Here is a 19256-nt window from a genome sequence, read left to right on the forward strand (position 1 = left end):
AAATCGGTGAATCTTCAAGAACTGGAGAGATGAATATGGACATGCAGAAGTACCGGATCCTGCCGCCCTCCACCATGCTGAATCCAACTCCTGTGGTGCTGGTCAGCTGCGCGGAAAAAGAACAGCCGGAAAACAAAAATATGATCACGCTTGCCTGGGCGGGAACGGTCAATTCCGAACCGCCGATGGTGTCCGTGAGCGTTCGGAAGGAACGGCATTCCCACGGGCTGATTCTCGGATCCGGGGAGTTTGTTGTAAACCTGACGGATGAGAAAATGGCGCGGGCTGTGGATTTCTGCGGTGTCAAAAGCGGAAGAGATACAGACAAAGCCAGGGAAACCGGCCTCGAATACATGCAGGCGGAAGGACTCACTATTGCTCCCGCTGTAAAAGGCGCTCCGGTGAGTCTCTGCTGCAAAGTACGGCAGGTGCTGGAGCTGGGAAGCCATGACATGTTTCTGGGTGAGGTGGTTTCGGTTATGGTGCGGGAAGATCTCCTGGATGCCAAAGGGAGCCTGCACCTGGAAAAGGCCGGGCTGATCACTTACAGCCACGGCCTGTATCAGAAGCTGGGAGATGTACTTGGCTTTTTCGGATGGTCTATCGCGCGGGAAGACGTGTTACAGCGGCGGATGAGCGCTTACCACTGAGCGGATTCCCAGTCGGAACGGAGAAACGCGTACAGCGCGGTATCCACATATTCCCCTTTGTTCAGTATGCGGCCTCGCAGGGTTCCTTCCCGGACGAAGCCGCTTTTTTGCATGACCCGGCCGCTGGCGGGGTTGCGTACATCGTGCTGAGCCTCCAGCCGGTTGAGGGGGAGAGAACGGAAAAGAGTATCGGTGACAGCCTTCAGGGCCTGGGTGGCATAGCCGTGATTCCAGTGTTCCCGCGAGAAACTGTAGCCCAGTTCCGCAGAATTGTTTTCAGAAGAATACCAGACAAAACCGATGGTTCCGATGACGGTTCCGGTTTCACGGAGCACAACAACCCAGGAAGAGGGCCATCCTGCCCTGCATCGGCTGCGAAGACTACGGACAAACATCCGGGTTTCCGAAAGCCGGCGGTGCGGTTCCCAAAGCACATAGCGGGCCACTTCCTCATCGGAGGCATAACGAAAGATATCCTTCGCGTCCTTCATAAGGGGTTTGCGGAGGATCAGGTCTTCTGTTTCCAGCCGGGGCAGATTGTAAAAAAACTGCGCCGGAGACTGGAAACCGTCTGCTCTTTCGGGAGCGGCAAGGAATCGATTCCAGAAAAAACTCATGGCAAACAAACCTTCCGGGAAGGAAACGGACGTCCGAACCGTTTCTATGTATGATTACGTTCCTTCAATTTCGACAGTTCCCCGTGCTTTTCCTTCCGGTAACGCGCGGGTTTGCCGGACGGCCGGATTCATTGACACAGTATCCTGACGGCGGTAAAATGAACGGGAATTGTTCTTTTCATATTTTCTGATTCAGGAGGACCGGATTATGAAAAACAAGCATCTATGGATCCTGAAAAGAACCGCGGCACTGCTGACTGCTTTGCTGCTGCTTCTTCCTGCCCTGCCGGCGGCCTTCGCCGCAAGTATGGACTGGGGCGAGCTGCAGATCACCCTCAGCTGGGCTGATGAGAACGGGGAGACCCGCACCGTTTACGCGGCACCCGCCGGAGAAACGGAGACGGGTGAAGGATGCTTCTGGGCATATGTTTCCCAGGACGCACCGCTGTATTCCCTGGTGTTTTCAGTATTCCATCCTTCCCATGCCTATGAGTATTTCCCCGTTCCGGGCAGTATCCTGGAAGGAGTTACCGACGCGGGCGAAACAATGGACGGCGTGAGCTGCATCCCTGTTTCAGCCACTGATCCGGAAACCGGCATGACGGAGGTTTTCTACCTTTATATTTCCACAGTAACGGAACAGCCTGTCATGCAGGAAATTGAACCGGAAATCCCGGAAGAGCCGAATGTGGAACCGGAAGTTCCGGAAGAACCGTACGTGGAACCGGAAGTTCCGGAAGAACCGTACGTGGAACCGTATGTGGAACCGGAGACCCCGGATGAACCGTACGTGGAACCATACGTTGAACCGGAAACACCGGAAGAACCGTACGAGGAACCGTACGCTGAACCGGAACCCCCGGAAGAGTCGTATATGGAACCGGCAACGGAAAATACCGAGGTGCCCGCGTACCTGCAGCCTTCTGAACCTGAGACGGAAGAGTTCATTCCTGAACCTGAACAGGAATCCGCCCCGACCGAAGCGCCGACAGAAGCCCCCACCGAAGCTCCGACAGCGGCGCCGACGGAAGCTCCTGTTATGCCTGTGGGCGAAATGATCAACCGCTACGGCATGATCACGAAAAAGGTCAACTATCGGAAGGAACCAAGCAAGGATGCCGGAAAATACGGTGAGCTGGCTCCGAATTCCATGGTCTACCTGATCTATACATTAACCAACGCGGCCGGTGAGAACTGGACGCTGGTTGAAGCGGAAGGCCATACCGGTTATGTGATGAGCGAATTCATCACCGTGCTGACCACTGAGGACAGTGACGCGTGGAACAATGTACAGGCCAGTCCCGCACCGCTGTATAACTATGAGGATGTCTTCCCGACCGAAGCTCCGACGGAGGCACCTACCGAGGCCCTGACCGAGGCGCCGACGGAAGCTCCGACTGAAGCCCCGACGGAAGCACCGACTGAGGCACCCACGGAAGCTCCTACCGAAGCACCTACGGAGGCGCCGACTGAAGCGCCCACGGAAGCACCGACGGAAGCTCCCACCGAGGCACCGACGGAAGCTCCTACGGAAGTACCGACAGAAGCACCCGTCATTACCGAAGGGGCTATGATCAACCGATACGGCGTTACCAACGCCGGCAAACTAGCCTTCAGGGCTTCCCCTGATAAAGACGGCAAGCTGATCGCACGGCTGGACAAAGGCCAGCATGTGTATCTGCTGCGCGCGGAACTGAACAAGGCCGGTGAAAGCTGGACCTATGTTGATGTCAACGGACAGCTGGGCTATATCAAGACTGAGTTCCTGGATGAACTGACAGAAGAGGACAGCACTGCCTGGGACAGCCTGCAGCCGAGTCCCGCTCCCGTAAGGACAGAAGAGGAACTGTTCCCCGCTCCGGCAACCGACACACCGGCACCGGCAGAGGAAAACACTGAGCCTCCCGTTTACGCGGATGAAACCGGTGAGGCCGGCACCCCCGCGGAGGTCAACGTGGAAACCGATGAACCTGCCGCAGAGGCAGAGACCAAAACACCGGAACCCAGCGCGACGCCTACCACCGCACCGACAGAGACGCCGGAACCGGATATTCCGATAGGCTCGCTGCAGAACTGCTACGGCAAAACGAACAGCAAGGTATATTTCCGAAAGGAGCCCAGTACCAAGGCATCCAAACTGACCCAGCTGGCCAAGAACACCTACGTGTATATGATCTACACGCAGGAGAACAGCGCCGGCGAAGTATGGACCTATGCACAGGTAAACGGCAGGACAGGGTACATTATGACGGAATACCTGGACGCGCTGACGGAAGAAGACAGCGCTGCCTATAACAGCGCCCAGTCCAGCCCCGCGCCCATCGTGCCGATCGAAAATGTTCCCAACGTGGAACTTCCTACTGAAGTGGTAACCATTCCGGCAACGGATGAACCAACTGTGGCGCCTACCGATACACCGGCTCCGACGGAACCTCCGACAGAGCCTCCCACAGAGGCACCGACTGAAAAGCCCACGGAACCGCCGACTGCCGCTCCGACAGAGACGCCTACCGCGGTTCCGACTGCTGCCCCGACAGAAACACCCACAGCAGCACCGACAGAAACACCCACAGCGGCTCCGACCGCAACGCCGGTACCCGCGCCGACACAGGAACCCTATCAGCAGACAGGATATGCCATCACCATCGGTGACGGTGTTCCGGTCCGCCAGTGGCCGACAGCCTCCAGCTCCATCAACGAGACACTGGCTGTGAACAAGGTGGTTTACGTTACAGGCCAGGTCTATATCGACGGTGTGGCATGGCATGTGGCAGAGTATGACGGGAAGTGGGGCTATGTACGAGCTGACCTGCTGAGGCTGATTTCCGAAGGAGAGCTGCAGGCCTATACCAGCCTGATCCGTCCCGGCACCACCCCGGTTATGAACGAAACTCCCGCTCCGTACAGTTATAATCCCACTGAGATGAGCTGCTACGGCTACGTAACCACAGATGCCGTGAACTTCCGGGCTGAGCCCGCTTCCAGCTCCAGGCGGATCAAGCTGATGAAGAAGTACGCGCTCTTCATTGTCTACGGAAGCGTACAGTCCGGCGGCGAAACCTGGTACAAGGTCTCCTATGACAACCAGGAAGGATACCTGAACGGTAAATACTTCAAGCAGATGACTGTTGGCGAGGCGGAAGAATTCTTCTCTTCCTCCAAGTACCAGGAAGGCCTGATCAACAACAGCAACAGCAGCCAGAACAACTCCGGCAGCAACGGCAGCTCCAACCCGGCAACGACCGGTATTCCTTCCGGCGTTGTGTCGGCGGAAGACCAGAAGGTCAGCGAATGGGTGAATCCGGCCACCGGATCCACCGTGAGCTATGAGCCGTTCGATCCCTTTGCCACTCCGGCCCCGCTGGCTGAGAATGAGTTTGAGAACAACCAGTTTGTCAACTCCCTGATCGACCAGGTCCGGACCGGTAAACTGAAGCGTGAAGACATTAAGACCGAACTGGAGAAATTCTATAAAGACGCCAAGGATCCGGAAGGGTCCGTGACCAGGGCGATGGATTACATTGAGGGCAAACTGGGCACGACCACAGAAGAGCCTTCTGAATCTCCGGAACCCGTGACCACCGAAGAGATCACCGAGTTCCCGCAGGAGCAGAGCACCGGCGGTGCCGGCGGCTGGATCGCGGCCGGAGTTATCCTCGCGGCAGCGGGCGGCGGCGGATATTACTGGTACGCCCAGAGGGAACGGAAACGTAAGGCCGCCCAGAGAATGGCCCAGAAGAAGGTGGCCCAGCAGCAGAAAGCCCGTCAGCGGCAGGAAAGCCCGGCAAGCGGCCAGCCCGCTTCCGCGCAGAACGCGGCAAGGGTGAGAACCGGCAACTATACCGGAACAGCGGGCTCCGCAAAGCCCAAAGCCACACCGACGGCTTCCACGCAAGGGCAGAACGCGCCGAAACAGTATAAAACGACAGGGACACAGAATCCCTACGGACGCTACTCCAGCTCCGAAGCAGGGGAAGACGCCACTTACACGGCAAGCTTCAAACCGGCTAACGGAGAAAGCAGAGTACGGACGAACAGGAGCCATGACGCCTCCGGCGATGACAAGCCCGAAGCATAAGAGGGGCGGATCCTGAAAACAGTGACAAATCGCAGGAGGAGGCCGCCTGAACGCGGCCTCCTCTTTGCTTTTCAACGGGGCCATGGTATAATGTCCAAAGCGCGTTTGCAGAGAGGAGATTCAAATCATGACAGACAGGAAAACCACGAGAAGGCAGCTGGGCGCCCGGATCATGGCGGTTGTGCTTGCAGGGATTTTTGTACTGACGGCACTCCTGGCGGTTCTCGTAAAATAAAAGGAAAACCTGAAACACGGAAAGGAGGGGGAGCGGGTGAAAGGCAGAAGAAAAGGCGGTCGGCGCAGAATGTCCGCCGGTACTGTTTTCATGCTGGGACTGCTGGCTGTTGTTCTTTGCGGATCAGCACTGGTCCTGGGCAGGCTCTCCTCAGGAGCCTCGATCAACCTGAACAAACAGAAAGTCGATGTTATCGAACTGCAGGATGATCCTTCCCGTGAGACGACAGAAGAGACAAAAACAACGGAACAAACGGCGGAAGCCGCAAAGGTGACAGCACCACCGGTTTATGACGTGACACCTGTTCCGCAGGAGCAGGAAAACAGTTATACTCTGACGATCGGCGGCAGCATCACCCTGTCCGGAGAAGTGCGGAAAAACAGCTGGAACGCGGATTCCAAGGTAACAGACTACGCCGACGTGATGATGCTGCTCGCGCCGCAGATTGACGCGGATGTGAACGCGGTGTTCCTGGAGAACATCCTGAGCGACAACCACAAAGCCAATGACAATACCGCGCCTGCCTCAGCTTCCGGAATTCTGAAGGAAGCAGGATTCGGAATGGCAGCCTGCGGCTTTTCACAAAGCTATTCCAACGGAAAAGAAGGCATTGAGGCCACCCTGGATACGCTGAACACACAGGGAATCAAGGCACTGGGAATCCGTTACGCGGATGAGGACAGTGCTCCCGTGATCACGAATGCCGGAGGCGTAAAAACCGCGTTCCTGCAGTACACCGCCACCATCTCTGCCAAAACCCGGAAAGCCATGGTAAAGGAAGAGACTTCCGGTATGGTACCGGAAGCGGATCTGACACAGATCTCCGCTGACATCGCGGCCGCGAGGGAACAGGGAGCAGAAGTGGTGATCGTCCTGGTGAACTGGGGCAAGAACGGGAAAGAACCTGACCGGACGCAGAAGGAACTGGCCGCGGGTATCGCCCAGGCGGGCGCTGACCTGATTGTCGGAAACGGAAGTCATGTCCCGCAGTCAGCTGAATATATCACCGAAAAAGACGGAAGCTCTGTCCTGTGCGTATGGAGCCTGGGAACCCTTTTGGGCGGCGACAGGGGCAATATCAAACATCTGTCCGGTTACCTGCTCCATGTGACAGTCCGGAGCGACGGAAAAGGCGGTGCCCTGATTCTCGGACCGGAGTACACGCCGGTCTATACCTGGAAATACAAGCAGGACGGCCGGTACTACTACCGCTGTATCGCATCCAACGGCAGTGTGCCGGACGGTATGGACAATGATCAGCGTAAAAAAATGAGCCAATCGGCTGAAACGGTACAATCTATCCTGAAAAACTCACCCATGACAGTCAGAGGACAGGAGAATGCTGATTAACGCTTTCAGGCAGGAACTGAAGGATACCCTGTCACGAACGGAAACTGACAGGATGCCGGTGATCCGCAGGAGCCTGCTGCCTGACTGGCTGTATGCCACCGATCTTCCCGCACTGTGCCGGGAAACGGAGAAAAAGCGCTTCCTGGAAACACTGACGGAAAACGGATGGGAAACCATGGAAGACGACGGATGGATTCAGATGAGGAAAGCCTCATATGAACCGCCGGCCAACTGGTACGAAGGTCCGTTCGGACCGGAAGCAGCCTGCTGCCGCAGCCTGCTTGAACGTCATCCGGGGAATTCCGGTACAGACGCGGAAAGCGTAGAGTGTATCCTGATCAAAGCAGCGGAAGAGGGCGAAAAAGCCTTTGAAACCGCATGCGCCGCCCTGCATCACAGCTGGGCGGAACGCCTGCGGAAAGGAGAACCGCTTCCGGCGATAAATCCGGCATATTTCTCTGACAGAAAGGAATAAAGCATTATGTTTATCCAGCATCCCGGCCACGCGGAATTCCTGATCGAGAATGAGAACGGAGTCCGTATCGTTACAGATCCCTATGATGCCCGCTGCGGTTATCCGCTTTATAAAACAGCAGCAGATATTGCCCTGGTTTCCCATCATCACCATGATCATGACGCGGTGGAAAACCTGACGGGGAAACCCAGGATCATAGACACGGACGGTGTATTTCGTCCGGAACCGGACGTGAAGGTGACCGCTATCCGCGCTTTTCATGATGACGCGGGCGGAAGCAAAAGGGGAGAGACCCTGTTGTTCCTGATCGAAACGGAAGGACTGCGGATTGTTCACCTGGGCGACCTGGGATGCGAGCTGAACCAGGATCAGCTGGCGACACTGAAAAATCCGGATGTGCTGATGATTCCTGTGGGCGGGTTCTATACGATTGACGCTGAAATGGCCCAAAAGACGGCAGAACAGCTGAACGCCCGCATTATCCTGCCGATGCACTATAAAACGGAATATAACAAAGACTGGCCGATCTCAGGTCCTGAAGCGTTTACAGCCCTGTATGATCCCGGTGTGATCTGTGAGGGAGCGGAAGCACTGCGAATCGCGAAGAAGGATATGGAATGCCAGCCGAGGATCGTTTTGTTCAAATAAACAAAACGATCCAATGAAATATTTCAAAGCAATGTAATTGCTTTGAAATGTGAAATATCGGCCGATGAATCGGCCGATGGGAAATATTTGCATCCGCATCCTCAATCGACGTACTGCTCCCTTGGAGCGGTTCGCATTACTTGTTTCGGTAAGGAAACGCACACGCACCGCGGGCGGAATTCCCGCCTCGCGCACCGCGCGCGACAGGACTCCAGGTGGCTTCCTGCTATGCAGGATAGTTCCGCATCTTCAATAGTCGCAACTCCCCACTGGGGAGATTGCTCCTTTTCAGATGACCTCACCTCTGACGGAATTTCAGCCACTGGCTGCCCTCAGAGGTTCGCCCACTGGGCTACCGCTTCCTTCGCTCCACGGGCATGTGTGAATTACTGTGCTTCGCACGGGATATTTGCTGACGCAAATATGAAGATGCTGCGCTGGCCAAAAGGCGGGTAAAACGGCACTGACAGGTGCCGTTTTTGAGTAAATAGTGATGAGTGAACAGTTTAGAGTTGCCGAAAGCGAGGCTTTCGGCAGTGAAGAGTTTAGAGATAAAAGAGGCCGATCGCTTTAAAGCGACAGCCTCTTTTTGACAGGAACAAAGATGCGGCGGAAGAAGTAGCGGGCAAGGGCGGGCCGGCTGAGCTCTGATTTCAGCAGGACAGACGAATCCCGGACAAGGCCCGTATCCGTATCCGTGGCGGAAGAACGGGAATATCGGATCAGGGAGATACATTCACAGACGGTATTCAGGGAAACCCCGAAACGGGCGGTGCGATCAATCCTGCGTCCGAAAGCCATCGGGGTTTCGCCCTTCCGGCGGGTCAGGTTTTCTGCGCTGAGGAGATCAGAGATCTCCTGTGTCCAGATATCAAAACGTTCCATTTCGCTGCCGGCGCGTTTGGCGCGGGTAACGGGAGAGGTCAGCCAGATCCGGAGCGCAGCAGCCGCGATAAGCAAAAGCAGAAGGATCCAGAACCAGGCCGAAGAACCGGAAGCAGTATCCTGGGGAGAAGACTCCGGTTCAGGAGTTTCCGGCGGCGGTTCGGGGGAATTCTGCGGAGGATCCTGCTGAGGATCCTGTGAAGGATCGGGCGTGGGTTCCGGGGTAGGTTCAGGCGTGTTTTCGGTGGGGGGCGCGGAAGGCGAATCGGAAGAATCGGCATTATTGTTGTTGTCCGAATTGTTGTTTCCGCTGCGCCGGGGAGTCGCGTCAAAGGTGAGCCAGCCAAAACCGCTGAAATAGACTTCGGTCCAGGCGTGGGCGGAAAGGCCGGTGACAAGCGCGTTGCCGTCCTCATCCGGTTCCGCGAGATACCCCTCAATATATCGGGCCGGCAGACCGATCATACGGCAGAGCACGGTCATGGCGGAAGCAAAATGGGTACAGTAGCCTTCCCGGGTATCCAAAAGGAAATGGGTCACAAAATCATCATTGGCGGACTGGGGCTCCACATCCAGCGTGTACCGGCAGTTACGGGCCAGCCAGGACTGAAGCGCAAGCGCCTTCTCATAGGGAGAAGCTTTTATGGACGATACTTCCACAGCGATCGCGTAGACAGGTTCCTCCAGATGGTTCGGAAGAACAGTGTAGGTATCCACAATATCACTGTAGGCACTGTCTTCCAGCGTGGAACAAACCTCAATCAGGGTACCGAGACCCGGATCGCCGGCCTGGAAAAGCGGCGCTGACACACTGTAAGTATCATCTGGTTTCAGGTTGCGGGTGATGAAGAGTTCAGAAGAGTTGGAAAAATAGGGAACAAGGTCGCCGCCGGGATAAAGCTCCCGGACCCGCTGGGGAACAAAAAGCGTAGAGGCGCTTTCACTGAGCATACGAACTGATACAGTGACCGGTTCACACAGCGCGTTACGGACAGACGGCGATGGCAGATTTTCATCAAACAACGCTTCACGCATCGATGCCAGGCGTGCCGACTGACGGAGATAACGCCGGGCACCGGTGGTGTTCTGCCATTTGCGGCCGGTATAATCATTCAGGATAACACCGCGGAGATAAACATTCCGGGGCGTGGAAACGATCATCACAGGATCGTCTTTCGGATTGGGCTTTCCGCCCAGCTGATCCTGCCCCTGGGGATAATAGCCATCCCTGCGCAGCGAGAAAACGTCCCGGGGCTCCGTAAAGAAGAGCCTGTCCAGAACAGCCTGGCGAAGCTCGTCCGCCTTTTGCCGGAGGGCATTCTGGCCGGTACCATTGCCGGCCAGCAGGAAAGCGAGGACAACCAGCAGGGCGGCAAAGGGCAGCAGGTGAGGAAGAGGTGTTTCAGGAAACCGCTCTGTCATCAGGAGCAGCAGCAAGGCTGCCAGCGCGGGCAGGAACATCGGAATAACCTGCTCTGAGGCTGTAAGGTAGATCAGGAGGATCATACCAAAGCAGAGGAGTGTTGCCGGCAGGATCGAAGCGTTCCGCAGGCAGGCAAAACAGCTGACCAGCGTAACCACAATGGTCAGGATGATCGCGGCGGGTGTAGAGACGAGCGGTACGGCGGAAAGAATCCCATTGAACCGGAGCACAACGGCCATGACCACATCCGATACGGTCAGCATACCGCCCATGGCAAACAGCCAAAGCAGCAGAAGAACTGCTGAGACACCGGCAGCGGCGAGCCTGGTTATGCGGTTGATGGAAGAAAGCTCAAAAATCAGAATAACGACAGCGACCGGAAGAAGAACCAGGGGAGAAACCAGCGCTGAATCAAGAATACCCAGCAGGGGCAGCAGCAGGCCGACTGCCAGCAGCATGGACAGCAGCGCATGAACCAGGCGTGAGCGGACTGTTTCACTCATGGCAGGCGACCCCCCTTTTCGGTAATGCAGAATGCGGAATGCATTCTGCATAATGAAAAATGAAGAATGAAGAATGAATAATTGCGGATGAATGGCTGCGCCATTCTTTGAATCAATAATCGGCTGCGGCCGGGGAGATCCCTCGACTACGCACGGGATGACATCCGTTGGATGTCAGTTTAGAGGTTTCTGTGTGACGCCCGGATCAGAGATCCGGCGTCACATACGAAACCTCGATAGAAGCCTGGCGAAGGCGGCCGATCAGCGGAAGGACGTTCTCATCGTCCGGCGCGAAGGTGACCAGGTAGAGGCGGATATTCGGGCCCGCACGGTGAATGCGGATCATGATGTCCACCATGGGGATATTCAGGCGGGCTGAGATGATCACCACACAACCGACCTTCCGCAAACGGCTGCTTTCTATGGCAAGCACCCGCTCGAAACGGTCTGTTTCAGAAAAGTCCACCCTGGAAAGATAATCCATGGCAATGGGAAGACCCATGGTTTTTACCACGTCCACCGGATGACTTCCCAGAAGCGGAAGACGGAACTGGTGATCGGTGGAAAGCTGGGCGGTCAGTACAGAGGCGGCGGTTTCCAGCAGGGTGTCCCGCAGGTCCGCTTCCGCCTGAGGATGGCCCCAGGAGGGCGGACGGGAACAGTCCATCAGAATCAGCACATCCTGGAGGATCGGCTCATCGAACTTGCGCACCATAAGCTCCCGTTTGCGCAGGGACAGCTTCCAGTGGATCTTCTTCATCGCGTCGCCCGGCTGGTAATTCCGCACATCAGACGGCGCACTAAGATCTTCCGTGGCCCGGGCCATGAGTTCGCTTCCGGGATCCCCGGGCGCGAGCTTCAGCGGTTCAATATCAAAAGTACGGGGCAGTACCAGAAGCTCAAAAGAGGTCTTCTGAAAAGGAACCTTTTTCCGGACGAGGCCCAGGAGATCCTCCACGGTACAGGAATGAAGGCCGACTGAAAACACACCGACATGGGCGGCGTGAATGGGAAGCCTCATGCTCTGAACCTTGTTAGGCATGTTTTTCAGGCGGATATCCCGCTCCCTGTTTCCGGAGGGATCGGTGAGCTCCAGAAGCAGCGGAGCGACAGGCAGAAGCCCGCGGTGATGCACGCGAAGGGAAAGTACCACGTCATCCCCGCGGTACACTGTTTCCCCTGAAAGCTGGCCGTCTACCGTAAGGGTGGCGGAAGCCCAGAACACCGCAATAAAAGCCGCGGCGACAACCAGCAGGATCAGAATGGAAAGCAGTAAAAAAAGCTGACTGCCGGTGCAAAGGGCAACCGTCAGCAGCATCAGGAAAACCGCAAGGGGAAGTGTCAGTTTCAGCTTCATAATTTAACCGGTACGGAAGTATTTTGCAGAATGGTCAGCAGGAACTGCTCAACAGGGATGCCTTTCATTTTTGCTTCCGGTGACAGGATCATCCGGTGTGCCATGACGGGCAGGAACATGTGCTGTACATCTTCGGGCAGGACAAAATCACGGTCATCCAGCATGGCACAGGCCTGTGCTCCGCGGATCAGGGCAATGGCTGCACGGGTGGAAGCACCGAGGGAGAAGGCGGGATCACTCCGCGTGGCAGCGGCCAGGGAGGCCACATAATTCCGGACTTCCGGTGAGCAATAGACCGTGGTGACCTGTTCCTGCATGGCAAGGACATCCTGCGCGGAACAGATAGGCTCAATGGTGGTGATGGGAACAACGGTACCGCTGTAGCGCTCCAGGACGTCCATTTCCTGCTCGATGGTGGGATAACCCACGGAGATCCGCAGGAAGAAACGGTCAACCTGCGCTTCAGGCAGGGGATAGGTACCGACGAATTCGCCCGGGTTTTGGGTAGCCAGGACAATAAAAGGCTGGGGGAGCGGATGGGTCACGCCGTCCACGGTGACCTGGTGCTCTTCCATGACCTCCAGAAGGGCGGACTGGGTTTTGGGGCTCGTCCGGTTGATCTCGTCCGCCAGGACGATCTGGCTCATGACAGCGCCCTCTTTATATTCCATTTCACCGGTCTGGAAATTGACCAGGGTGAAACCGGTAACGTCTGACGGCATCAGGTCCGGGGTGAACTGAATCCGGCGGAACGAACAATCCAGAGAACGGGCAAGAGAACTGGCAAGTGTTGTTTTACCGACACCGGGAACATCTTCAATCAGGACATGGCCTTTGCAAAGCAGGGCAATGAGGGCATATTCAATAGCTTCTTCCTTGCCGACAACGGCTTTGCCGATGTTCTGCTGAAGTGCAAGGATCATTCTGCCGGGATTGATCATAGGGACCTCCGAGTCATTTCAGAATTCAGAATTCAGCATTCAGAATGATCTGAAGTCAGAAAACGGATTCCGTGATGCGTATATAACAGGCATATTATACCTTTAATTGCTGAAAACCGCAAGGTGTGGTATGATTCGGAAGAGCAAACCACGCAATGCAGTATAGGCCGATAGAAGGATTGAAAATAAAGGAGCGCTGCAGGATGATCAAAGGCGTTGGACTGGACCTGTGTGAGATCTCCAGAATGGAAGGAAAACTGACAGACGAACGGTTCCTGAACCGTTTTTTTACATCGGATGAAGTCAGCTACATCCACTCAAAAGGAAAATGTGCCGCCCAGACGCTGGCAGGGCTGTTTGCAGCGAAAGAAGCGCTTGCCAAAGCACTTGGCACAGGAATCGCTTTTGACCTGAAGGATGTCAGTGTCCGTCATGATGAGGCCGGACGGCCCGGATATACACTGTCGGGACGCGTGGAACAGCTCGCGGGCGGGGACCGGTTTCATCTTTCCGTGTCCCATGACGGCGGGATGGCGGCAGCCGTCTGTATCCGTGAAGGACAGGAATGACAGGGGAACCTGATTCCTCCGGGTTCCTGTGGTTTTTGCTTGTCAAGAAGAATGAAAAAAACTATAATTATAATGTAGATATCTGTGCGTAAACAGCGTACAGGCAAACCGCAGGCAACAGAAAGAAAGGCGGTAATGGTATGACGATCCTTGAAAACTATCATCAGTGGCTGCAGGATTTTGCCAACGATCCGGAAACGGTCCGGGAGCTGGAGGCAATCCGGAATGATGAAAAGGAACTGGAAGACCGATTCTATACGGACCTGAGCTTCGGCACCGCGGGAATGCGCGGCGTGCTCGGCGCCGGAACCAACAGGATGAACAAATACAACGTCCGCAGGGCTACAAAGGGCCTGGCCGGATATCTGCTCGAAAACCCGGAAAACGCGAAGCGCGGCGTCGTTATCGCGTACGACAGCCGGCGCTGCAGCGCTGAATTCGCAAAGGATACTGCGCTGGTGCTCTGCGCGGAGGGTGTTCCTGCCTTCCTGTTTGACGCGCTCAGGCCTGTGCCGGTGCTCAGCTATGCTGTACGCCACCTGAACGCCGCGGCAGGCGTTGTGATCACGGCAAGCCATAATCCGCCCCAGTACAACGGCTACAAGGTTTACGGCGAGGACGGCGCACAGGTGGGCCCGGAAGCCGCGGAAGGCATTACCCGGATCATCCGGGCAACAAAGTATACTGACTGTGTGCTGATGGATGAAAAGAAGGCCCTGGACAACGGTCTGCTGAAGATGATCGGTAACAAGGAAGTGGATGACGATTATATCGCACAGATCAAAACCCTGAGCATCAATCCGGAACTGCTCCGGTCTGAAGGATCCAAACTGCATATCGTCTATACACCCCTGCACGGAAGCGGAAATGTTCCGGTCAGGAGGCTGCTGAAAGAAATCGGCCTGACCAATGTGGCGGTTGTAAAGGAACAGGAAATGCCTGATCCCAACTTCAGCACGATCAAGGTTCCCAACCCGGAAGATCCGGGGGCCTATGAAATGGCTTTCAAGCTGGCAGCGGAAGTGGACGCGAACGTGATCTTCGCGACGGACCCGGATTGCGACCGGCTGGGTGTTGCGGTGAAAGACGGCAAGGGCGAATGGCATCTGCTGAGCGGCAACCAGATTGGCTGCGTACTGCTGCACTATATCCTTTCCAGCAAAAAGAAGGCAGGAACACTGCCGAAGGACGGTGCCGCGGTTAAGAGCATCGTGACAACGAGCCTGGCCAACAAAATCTGCGAAAGCTTCGGTATTTCGATCTTTGAAACGCTGACGGGCTTCAAATTCATCGGCGAAAAGATCCAGCAGTTCATGGACAAGGGAGACCATACCTTCCTGTTCGGCTTCGAGGAAAGCTACGGATTCCTTTCCAGCACCTTCGTGCGGGACAAGGACGGCGTGAACGCCAGCCTGCTGGTCAGTGAAGTGGCATGCGCCTGCATGGCAGAAGGGATCACGTTCTATGACCGGATCCAGCAGATATTCAAGGAATACGGATACTATGTGAACAACGTGGTTTCCACCACGCTTCCCGGTAAGGACGGACTGGCCAGGATCAAGGAGATCATGGGCGGCCTTCGCGCGCAGCCGCCGAAGGAAATCGCGGGCCTGAAGATCACGGCCGTACGCGATTATCTGAAGGGAACCCGTACCGAAAACGGCCGTGAGGAGCCCACAGGCCTGCCGGTATCCGATGTTCTGTATTTTGAACTGGAAGGCGGCAACTGGGTCTGTGTCCGGCCATCCGGAACGGAACCGAAGATCAAACTGTATGTGAACAGCAATGCTCCGGAAAAGGCTGAGGCTGAGTCAATCAACGCGGCGCTCTGCGAAGCAGCCAAAGCGATGATGGCGTAAAAACAATGAACAATGAACAATTAACAATGAACAATTAATACTTTTGGGAACCCGTCAGGGTTCCCAGAATAAGGGAGAGAGACCAGTATGTTTGGCAGATTTATGAACAACTATTACTACGGAAAAAGCGGAAAAGGAGATTTCCGCAAGGAGGACCTGCCGCAGAACCGGCGCCAGCTTTTTCTTGATACGCTGAAAACCCGGCTGAGCGGTCTGTGCAGGATCAACCTGATGTATATGCTCATCTTTCTGCCGGCTATGATCGTGATGATGTTCTTCTTTACCAATATTATCTCCAACACATCCAACCTGATGATCATGGAGGAAAATGACTATGCCTCCTATGCGGAAATGGTGAAAGAGAACGGACAGGAGGTCGCTGTCACGGAGGAACAGTACAATGAACTGAGGAACTCCGGGATCAACGCCGGCGACCTCATGGATAACGAACTGTTCCGCATGCTGGTCTGGCTGATTCCCTGCCTGGCGATTACCGGACCGTTTACCGCCGGACTCAGTTATGTTACGCGGAACTGGGCACGGGATGAACACGCATTCATCTGGTCGGATTTCAAGGACGCAGTAAAGGAAAACTGGAAACAGGCCCTGGTGCTTTCCGCAATTACCTCCATCCTGCCGCTGGCAGGTTATGTGGGATGGAAGTTTTACGGCAACCTGTCGGCACAGGACATCATTATGATTGTTCCGCAGGTGCTGGTTGTGCTGGTCGTAATCATCTGGTCCATCAGCATTACCTATATGCATCCGCTGACCGTGACCTACAAGCTTAAAACAAAGGATATCATCCGCAACGGCCTGCTGCTGGGCGTTGCCCGGCTGCCCATGAGCGTCGGGATCCGTCTGCTGCACTGCGTGCCTGCACTGATCGGGGCCGCATTGATCTGGTTCTGGAATCCGATGATCGGTATGCTGATCCTTTTCGCGTATTACGCGCTGATTGGCTTTGCCATCAGCCGCTTTATCACCGCCAGCTATACGAACGCGGTATTTGACCGTTTCATCAATCCCCGGATCGAAGGCGCCAAGGTCAACCAGGGCATTTACACACCGGAAGAGGATGAGGATGAAGAAAACGCAGACGCGGAAGGGGAAACAGATAACTGACCATGTACGAGGGATTTGCTGAACTCTATGATGAACTGATGAATGACGTTGACTACGAAGGCTGGGCGGATCATTACACCCGCCTGCTTTCGATTTACGGCATAAGAGGCGGAAAAGTATGTGAATGCGCCTGCGGCACCGGCAGCCTGACCCTGCCGCTGCAGCGCAGGGGTTTTCAGATGACAGGGGTTGACCTGAGCCGGGAAATGCTCTGGCAGGCCGCCCAAAAAGCCAGGAAAAACGGAATCGCCATTCCTTTTGTACAGCAGGATATGCGAAGCCTGAACCTTCACAGACCTGTTGACGCCGTACTGGCTACCTGTGACGGCGTTAATTACCTGCTGACAGAAGAAGACCTGCTGAGCTTTTTCAGGGCCGCAAAGCGGTCAATTGTACCGGGAGGAGCGCTGATCTTTGACGTTTCCACCCCCCACAAGCTGAAGAACATCCTGTGTGCCGGACTGATGTGTGAAGACAGGGAAGATATCACGTACCTGTGGCAGAACACCTGGCATGAGCGGTCCAGGACGGTTGACCTGGACCTGTGCTTTTTCATCAGGGAAAAGGACGGCAGGTACCGCAGGATGGAAGAACACCAGACGCAGAAAGCCTGGGACGCGGAAACGCTGAAGGGGATCCTCTGGCAGGCCGGATTCCGGGCTGTGTGCATGTATTCCGAGGGTTCGCTGAACGCGATCCGGGAACAGGATCAAAGGTGGCATATAGCGGCTACCAATCCTGTGAAATGATGTTTCACAGGATTGCCAGCCGCCAATGAACAATGAATAATGGATTGTTGAATTAAGAAGGTACGGAAAAAATGGCAAACAAAGACGAAATGCTGCAGATTGACCTCTGCGATGGACAGGTCCGGGTGATGCTGTGCGAAACCACGGAAACAGTGCAGCGATGTGCTGATATACACGGCTCCACTCCCGTCTGTACGGCAGCCCTGGGGCGGCTGATGACGGGAACTTCCATGATGGGCATCATGATGAAGGGTGAAGAGGAAAATGTGACCGTGACCATTAAGGGAGACGGTCCCATGGGAACCCTGGTGGCGGTGGCCAATCACGGAAAGCTTCGCTGCTGCGCTGACAATCCCAAGGTGGAACTGCCCCTGCGCGCGGACGGAAAACTGGACGTGGGCGGAGCGGTAGGGCACCAGGGACGCATGAGCGTGATCAAGGACCTGGCGCTGCGGAAAAACTATATCGGACAGAGTGAACTGGTGAGCGGCGAAATTGCCATGGACTTTGCACAGTATTTCACTGTTTCGGAACAGCAACCCTCGCTTGTGGCACTCGGTGTCCTGGTCAGCGGAGATACGGTACTGAAAGCCGGGGGACTACTGATCCAGCCGCTGCCCGGATGCCCGGACGAAATCATTGACCAGCTGGAACTGAGAAGTCCCATGTTTGCCGATATCAGCCGGGAGATGACATTCGCGCCGATCGAACAGCTCTGCGAAGACTGGTTCCGCGGAATGTCGCCGAAAATCCTGGAAAGGACTCCGATTTCCTATACCTGCACCTGCAGCCGGGAACGGATGGAAAAGGCACTGATCTCCATGGGGGAAAAAGACCTGCAGTCCATTATCGATGATGATGAAGGAGCTGAACTGGTCTGCCATTTCTGCCACAGCAAATATTTCTTTACGACTGAACAGCTGAAGGCCATGCTGAAGGAGGCCCATCAATGAAAATGCCGATCATCAATTTTGATGAACACTTTGCGGAGTTTATGTCCGACTGGATGAAAGCCCATGAGGATCAATACGCCAACTTCGATGAAATGGAAGAGGACATGCCCAGGATCTATATGGCCTTCCTGAACACCAGGGCGAAATGGCTGGGCAACGTGACTCCCGGAGCCTATTTCACACAGTTTGAAGATCCGAAGGTTCTTGTGGACTGGCTGGCACAGTACTGCGAGGAAGGGACACCGGTTCCGGACCTGCTGATGGAACAGATTACGACAGTGGGACGGCCCTGCGAAAAGCGGCTGCTGGAACTCCTGAAGGACGAGGAAGCCACGGAAGAAGCGAAAATGATAGCTGTTAACCTGCTGCGGGAGATGGACAGCGTACTGCCGAAAATGCTCTATATCCGCTGGCAGCTGGACAGGAATCCCCAGGATGAACTGAAGGACAATGCCCTGGAGAGCCTGACGGAAATGGGCGAAACGGTGGTTCAGCCGATCCTGCAGGAGCTGCCCGGAGCCAATGAAGCGGGTGAGGAAGCCCTGCTGGAAGTGCTTTCCCATTTTCCCGGCAAAGAGCAAATCTTTAAGCTGGCCCTGAAACTGTTCCGGGAAAGAAAGGAACGCAGGGCACTGTTTGCCGGATACCTGGCCAAGCTCGGGGATGACCGCGCCCTGCCGGAACTGACGGCGGCAGCCGAAGAGGAGAAACTGCCTTACCTGACCTTTATTGAGATCAGGAATGCCATAGAGACCCTTGGCGGAGTATGTCCCGAACGAACTTATGAAGACGATCCTGAGTATGAAGCACTCCGGGATCTTGACCTGACCTGAAGAAAA

At 55.4% G+C, this 19256-nt stretch carries 15 protein-coding genes; 11 read left to right on the plus strand and 4 right to left on the minus strand.

Annotated elements, in window-relative coordinates; all coding sequences use genetic code 11:
- The first annotated feature begins 35 nt into the window (after positions 1-35).
- The gene (locus tag JYE50_RS02650; protein WP_366212089.1) at positions 36-650 is read left to right on the plus strand and encodes a flavin reductase family protein; all 615 of its coding nucleotides are present in this window, start codon (positions 36-38) and stop codon (positions 648-650) included.
- Here the strand turns inward: JYE50_RS02650 and JYE50_RS02655 are convergent.
- Complete coding sequence (locus JYE50_RS02655; RefSeq protein WP_084094204.1) at positions 641-1267, minus strand: GNAT family N-acetyltransferase; 627 nt, start codon at positions 1265-1267, stop codon at positions 641-643. The genes JYE50_RS02650 and JYE50_RS02655 overlap by 10 nt on opposite strands.
- 208 nt (positions 1268-1475) lie before the next feature.
- On the opposite strand from JYE50_RS02655, the gene JYE50_RS02660 reads away from it, so the two are divergent.
- From JYE50_RS02660 to JYE50_RS02675, 4 genes are all read left to right on the plus strand, one after another.
- Entirely contained in the window at positions 1476-5345 is a 3870-nt protein-coding gene (locus JYE50_RS02660) for an SH3 domain-containing protein (protein ID WP_179138165.1), read from the plus strand.
- 271 nt (positions 5346-5616) lie between these two features.
- Positions 5617-6930, plus strand: a complete 1314-nt coding sequence (locus JYE50_RS02665) for a CapA family protein (protein ID WP_084094205.1) — start codon at positions 5617-5619, stop codon at positions 6928-6930.
- Entirely contained in the window at positions 6920-7405 is a 486-nt protein-coding gene (locus JYE50_RS02670) for a hypothetical protein (protein ID WP_084094207.1), read from the plus strand. Before JYE50_RS02665 ends, JYE50_RS02670 begins: the two co-directional genes overlap by 11 nt.
- 6 nt (positions 7406-7411) lie before the next feature.
- Entirely contained in the window at positions 7412-8053 is a 642-nt protein-coding gene (locus tag JYE50_RS02675; protein ID WP_084094209.1) for an MBL fold metallo-hydrolase, read from the plus strand.
- 570 nt (positions 8054-8623) lie between these two features.
- Here the strand turns inward: JYE50_RS02675 and JYE50_RS02680 are convergent.
- The 3 genes from JYE50_RS02680 to JYE50_RS02690 form a co-directional block, all read right to left on the minus strand.
- Positions 8624-10864, minus strand: a complete 2241-nt coding sequence (locus JYE50_RS02680) for a transglutaminase-like domain-containing protein (RefSeq protein ID WP_179138166.1) — start codon at positions 10862-10864, stop codon at positions 8624-8626.
- Between the two features lie 205 nt (positions 10865-11069).
- Entirely contained in the window at positions 11070-12221 is a 1152-nt protein-coding gene (locus JYE50_RS02685; RefSeq protein ID WP_084094213.1) for a DUF58 domain-containing protein, read from the minus strand.
- Positions 12218-13162, minus strand: coding sequence for an AAA family ATPase (locus JYE50_RS02690; protein WP_084094216.1), 945 nt, complete (start codon positions 13160-13162; stop codon positions 12218-12220). Before JYE50_RS02690 ends, JYE50_RS02685 begins: the two co-directional genes overlap by 4 nt.
- 203 nt (positions 13163-13365) lie before the next feature.
- Between JYE50_RS02690 and acpS the strand changes: the two genes are divergently transcribed.
- The 6 genes from acpS to JYE50_RS02720 all read left to right on the plus strand — a co-directional run bounded on the left by acpS (position 13366) and on the right by JYE50_RS02720 (position 19250).
- Positions 13366-13731, plus strand: coding sequence for a holo-ACP synthase (acpS, locus tag JYE50_RS02695; protein WP_084094219.1), 366 nt, complete (start codon positions 13366-13368; stop codon positions 13729-13731).
- A gap of 140 nt (positions 13732-13871) precedes the next feature.
- Positions 13872-15590 carry a phospho-sugar mutase gene (locus tag JYE50_RS02700; protein ID WP_084094221.1) on the plus strand — a complete coding sequence of 573 codons (1719 nt, stop codon included), beginning with the start codon at positions 13872-13874 and terminating at the stop codon, positions 15588-15590.
- A gap of 87 nt (positions 15591-15677) precedes the next feature.
- Positions 15678-16715 (plus strand): DUF624 domain-containing protein, encoded by a 1038-nt coding sequence (locus JYE50_RS02705; protein ID WP_084094223.1) that lies wholly within the window; start codon positions 15678-15680, stop codon positions 16713-16715.
- Positions 16716-16717: 2 nt separating this feature from the next.
- Positions 16718-17464, plus strand: a complete 747-nt coding sequence (locus JYE50_RS02710; protein WP_084094224.1) for a class I SAM-dependent DNA methyltransferase — start codon at positions 16718-16720, stop codon at positions 17462-17464.
- A 71-nt stretch (positions 17465-17535) separates the two neighbouring features.
- A complete protein-coding gene (gene hslO, locus JYE50_RS02715) occupies positions 17536-18417 on the plus strand; it encodes an Hsp33 family molecular chaperone HslO (RefSeq protein ID WP_084094226.1) in 882 nt (293 codons plus the stop codon).
- Positions 18414-19250 carry a hypothetical protein gene (locus JYE50_RS02720; protein WP_084094228.1) on the plus strand — a complete coding sequence of 279 codons (837 nt, stop codon included), beginning with the start codon at positions 18414-18416 and terminating at the stop codon, positions 19248-19250. Before hslO ends, JYE50_RS02720 begins: the two co-directional genes overlap by 4 nt.
- The last annotated feature ends 6 nt before the right edge of the window (positions 19251-19256 follow it).

This window comes from Aristaeella lactis, assembly GCF_018118585.1.
Taxonomy (GTDB): domain Bacteria; phylum Bacillota; class Clostridia; order Christensenellales; family Aristaeellaceae; genus Aristaeella; species Aristaeella lactis.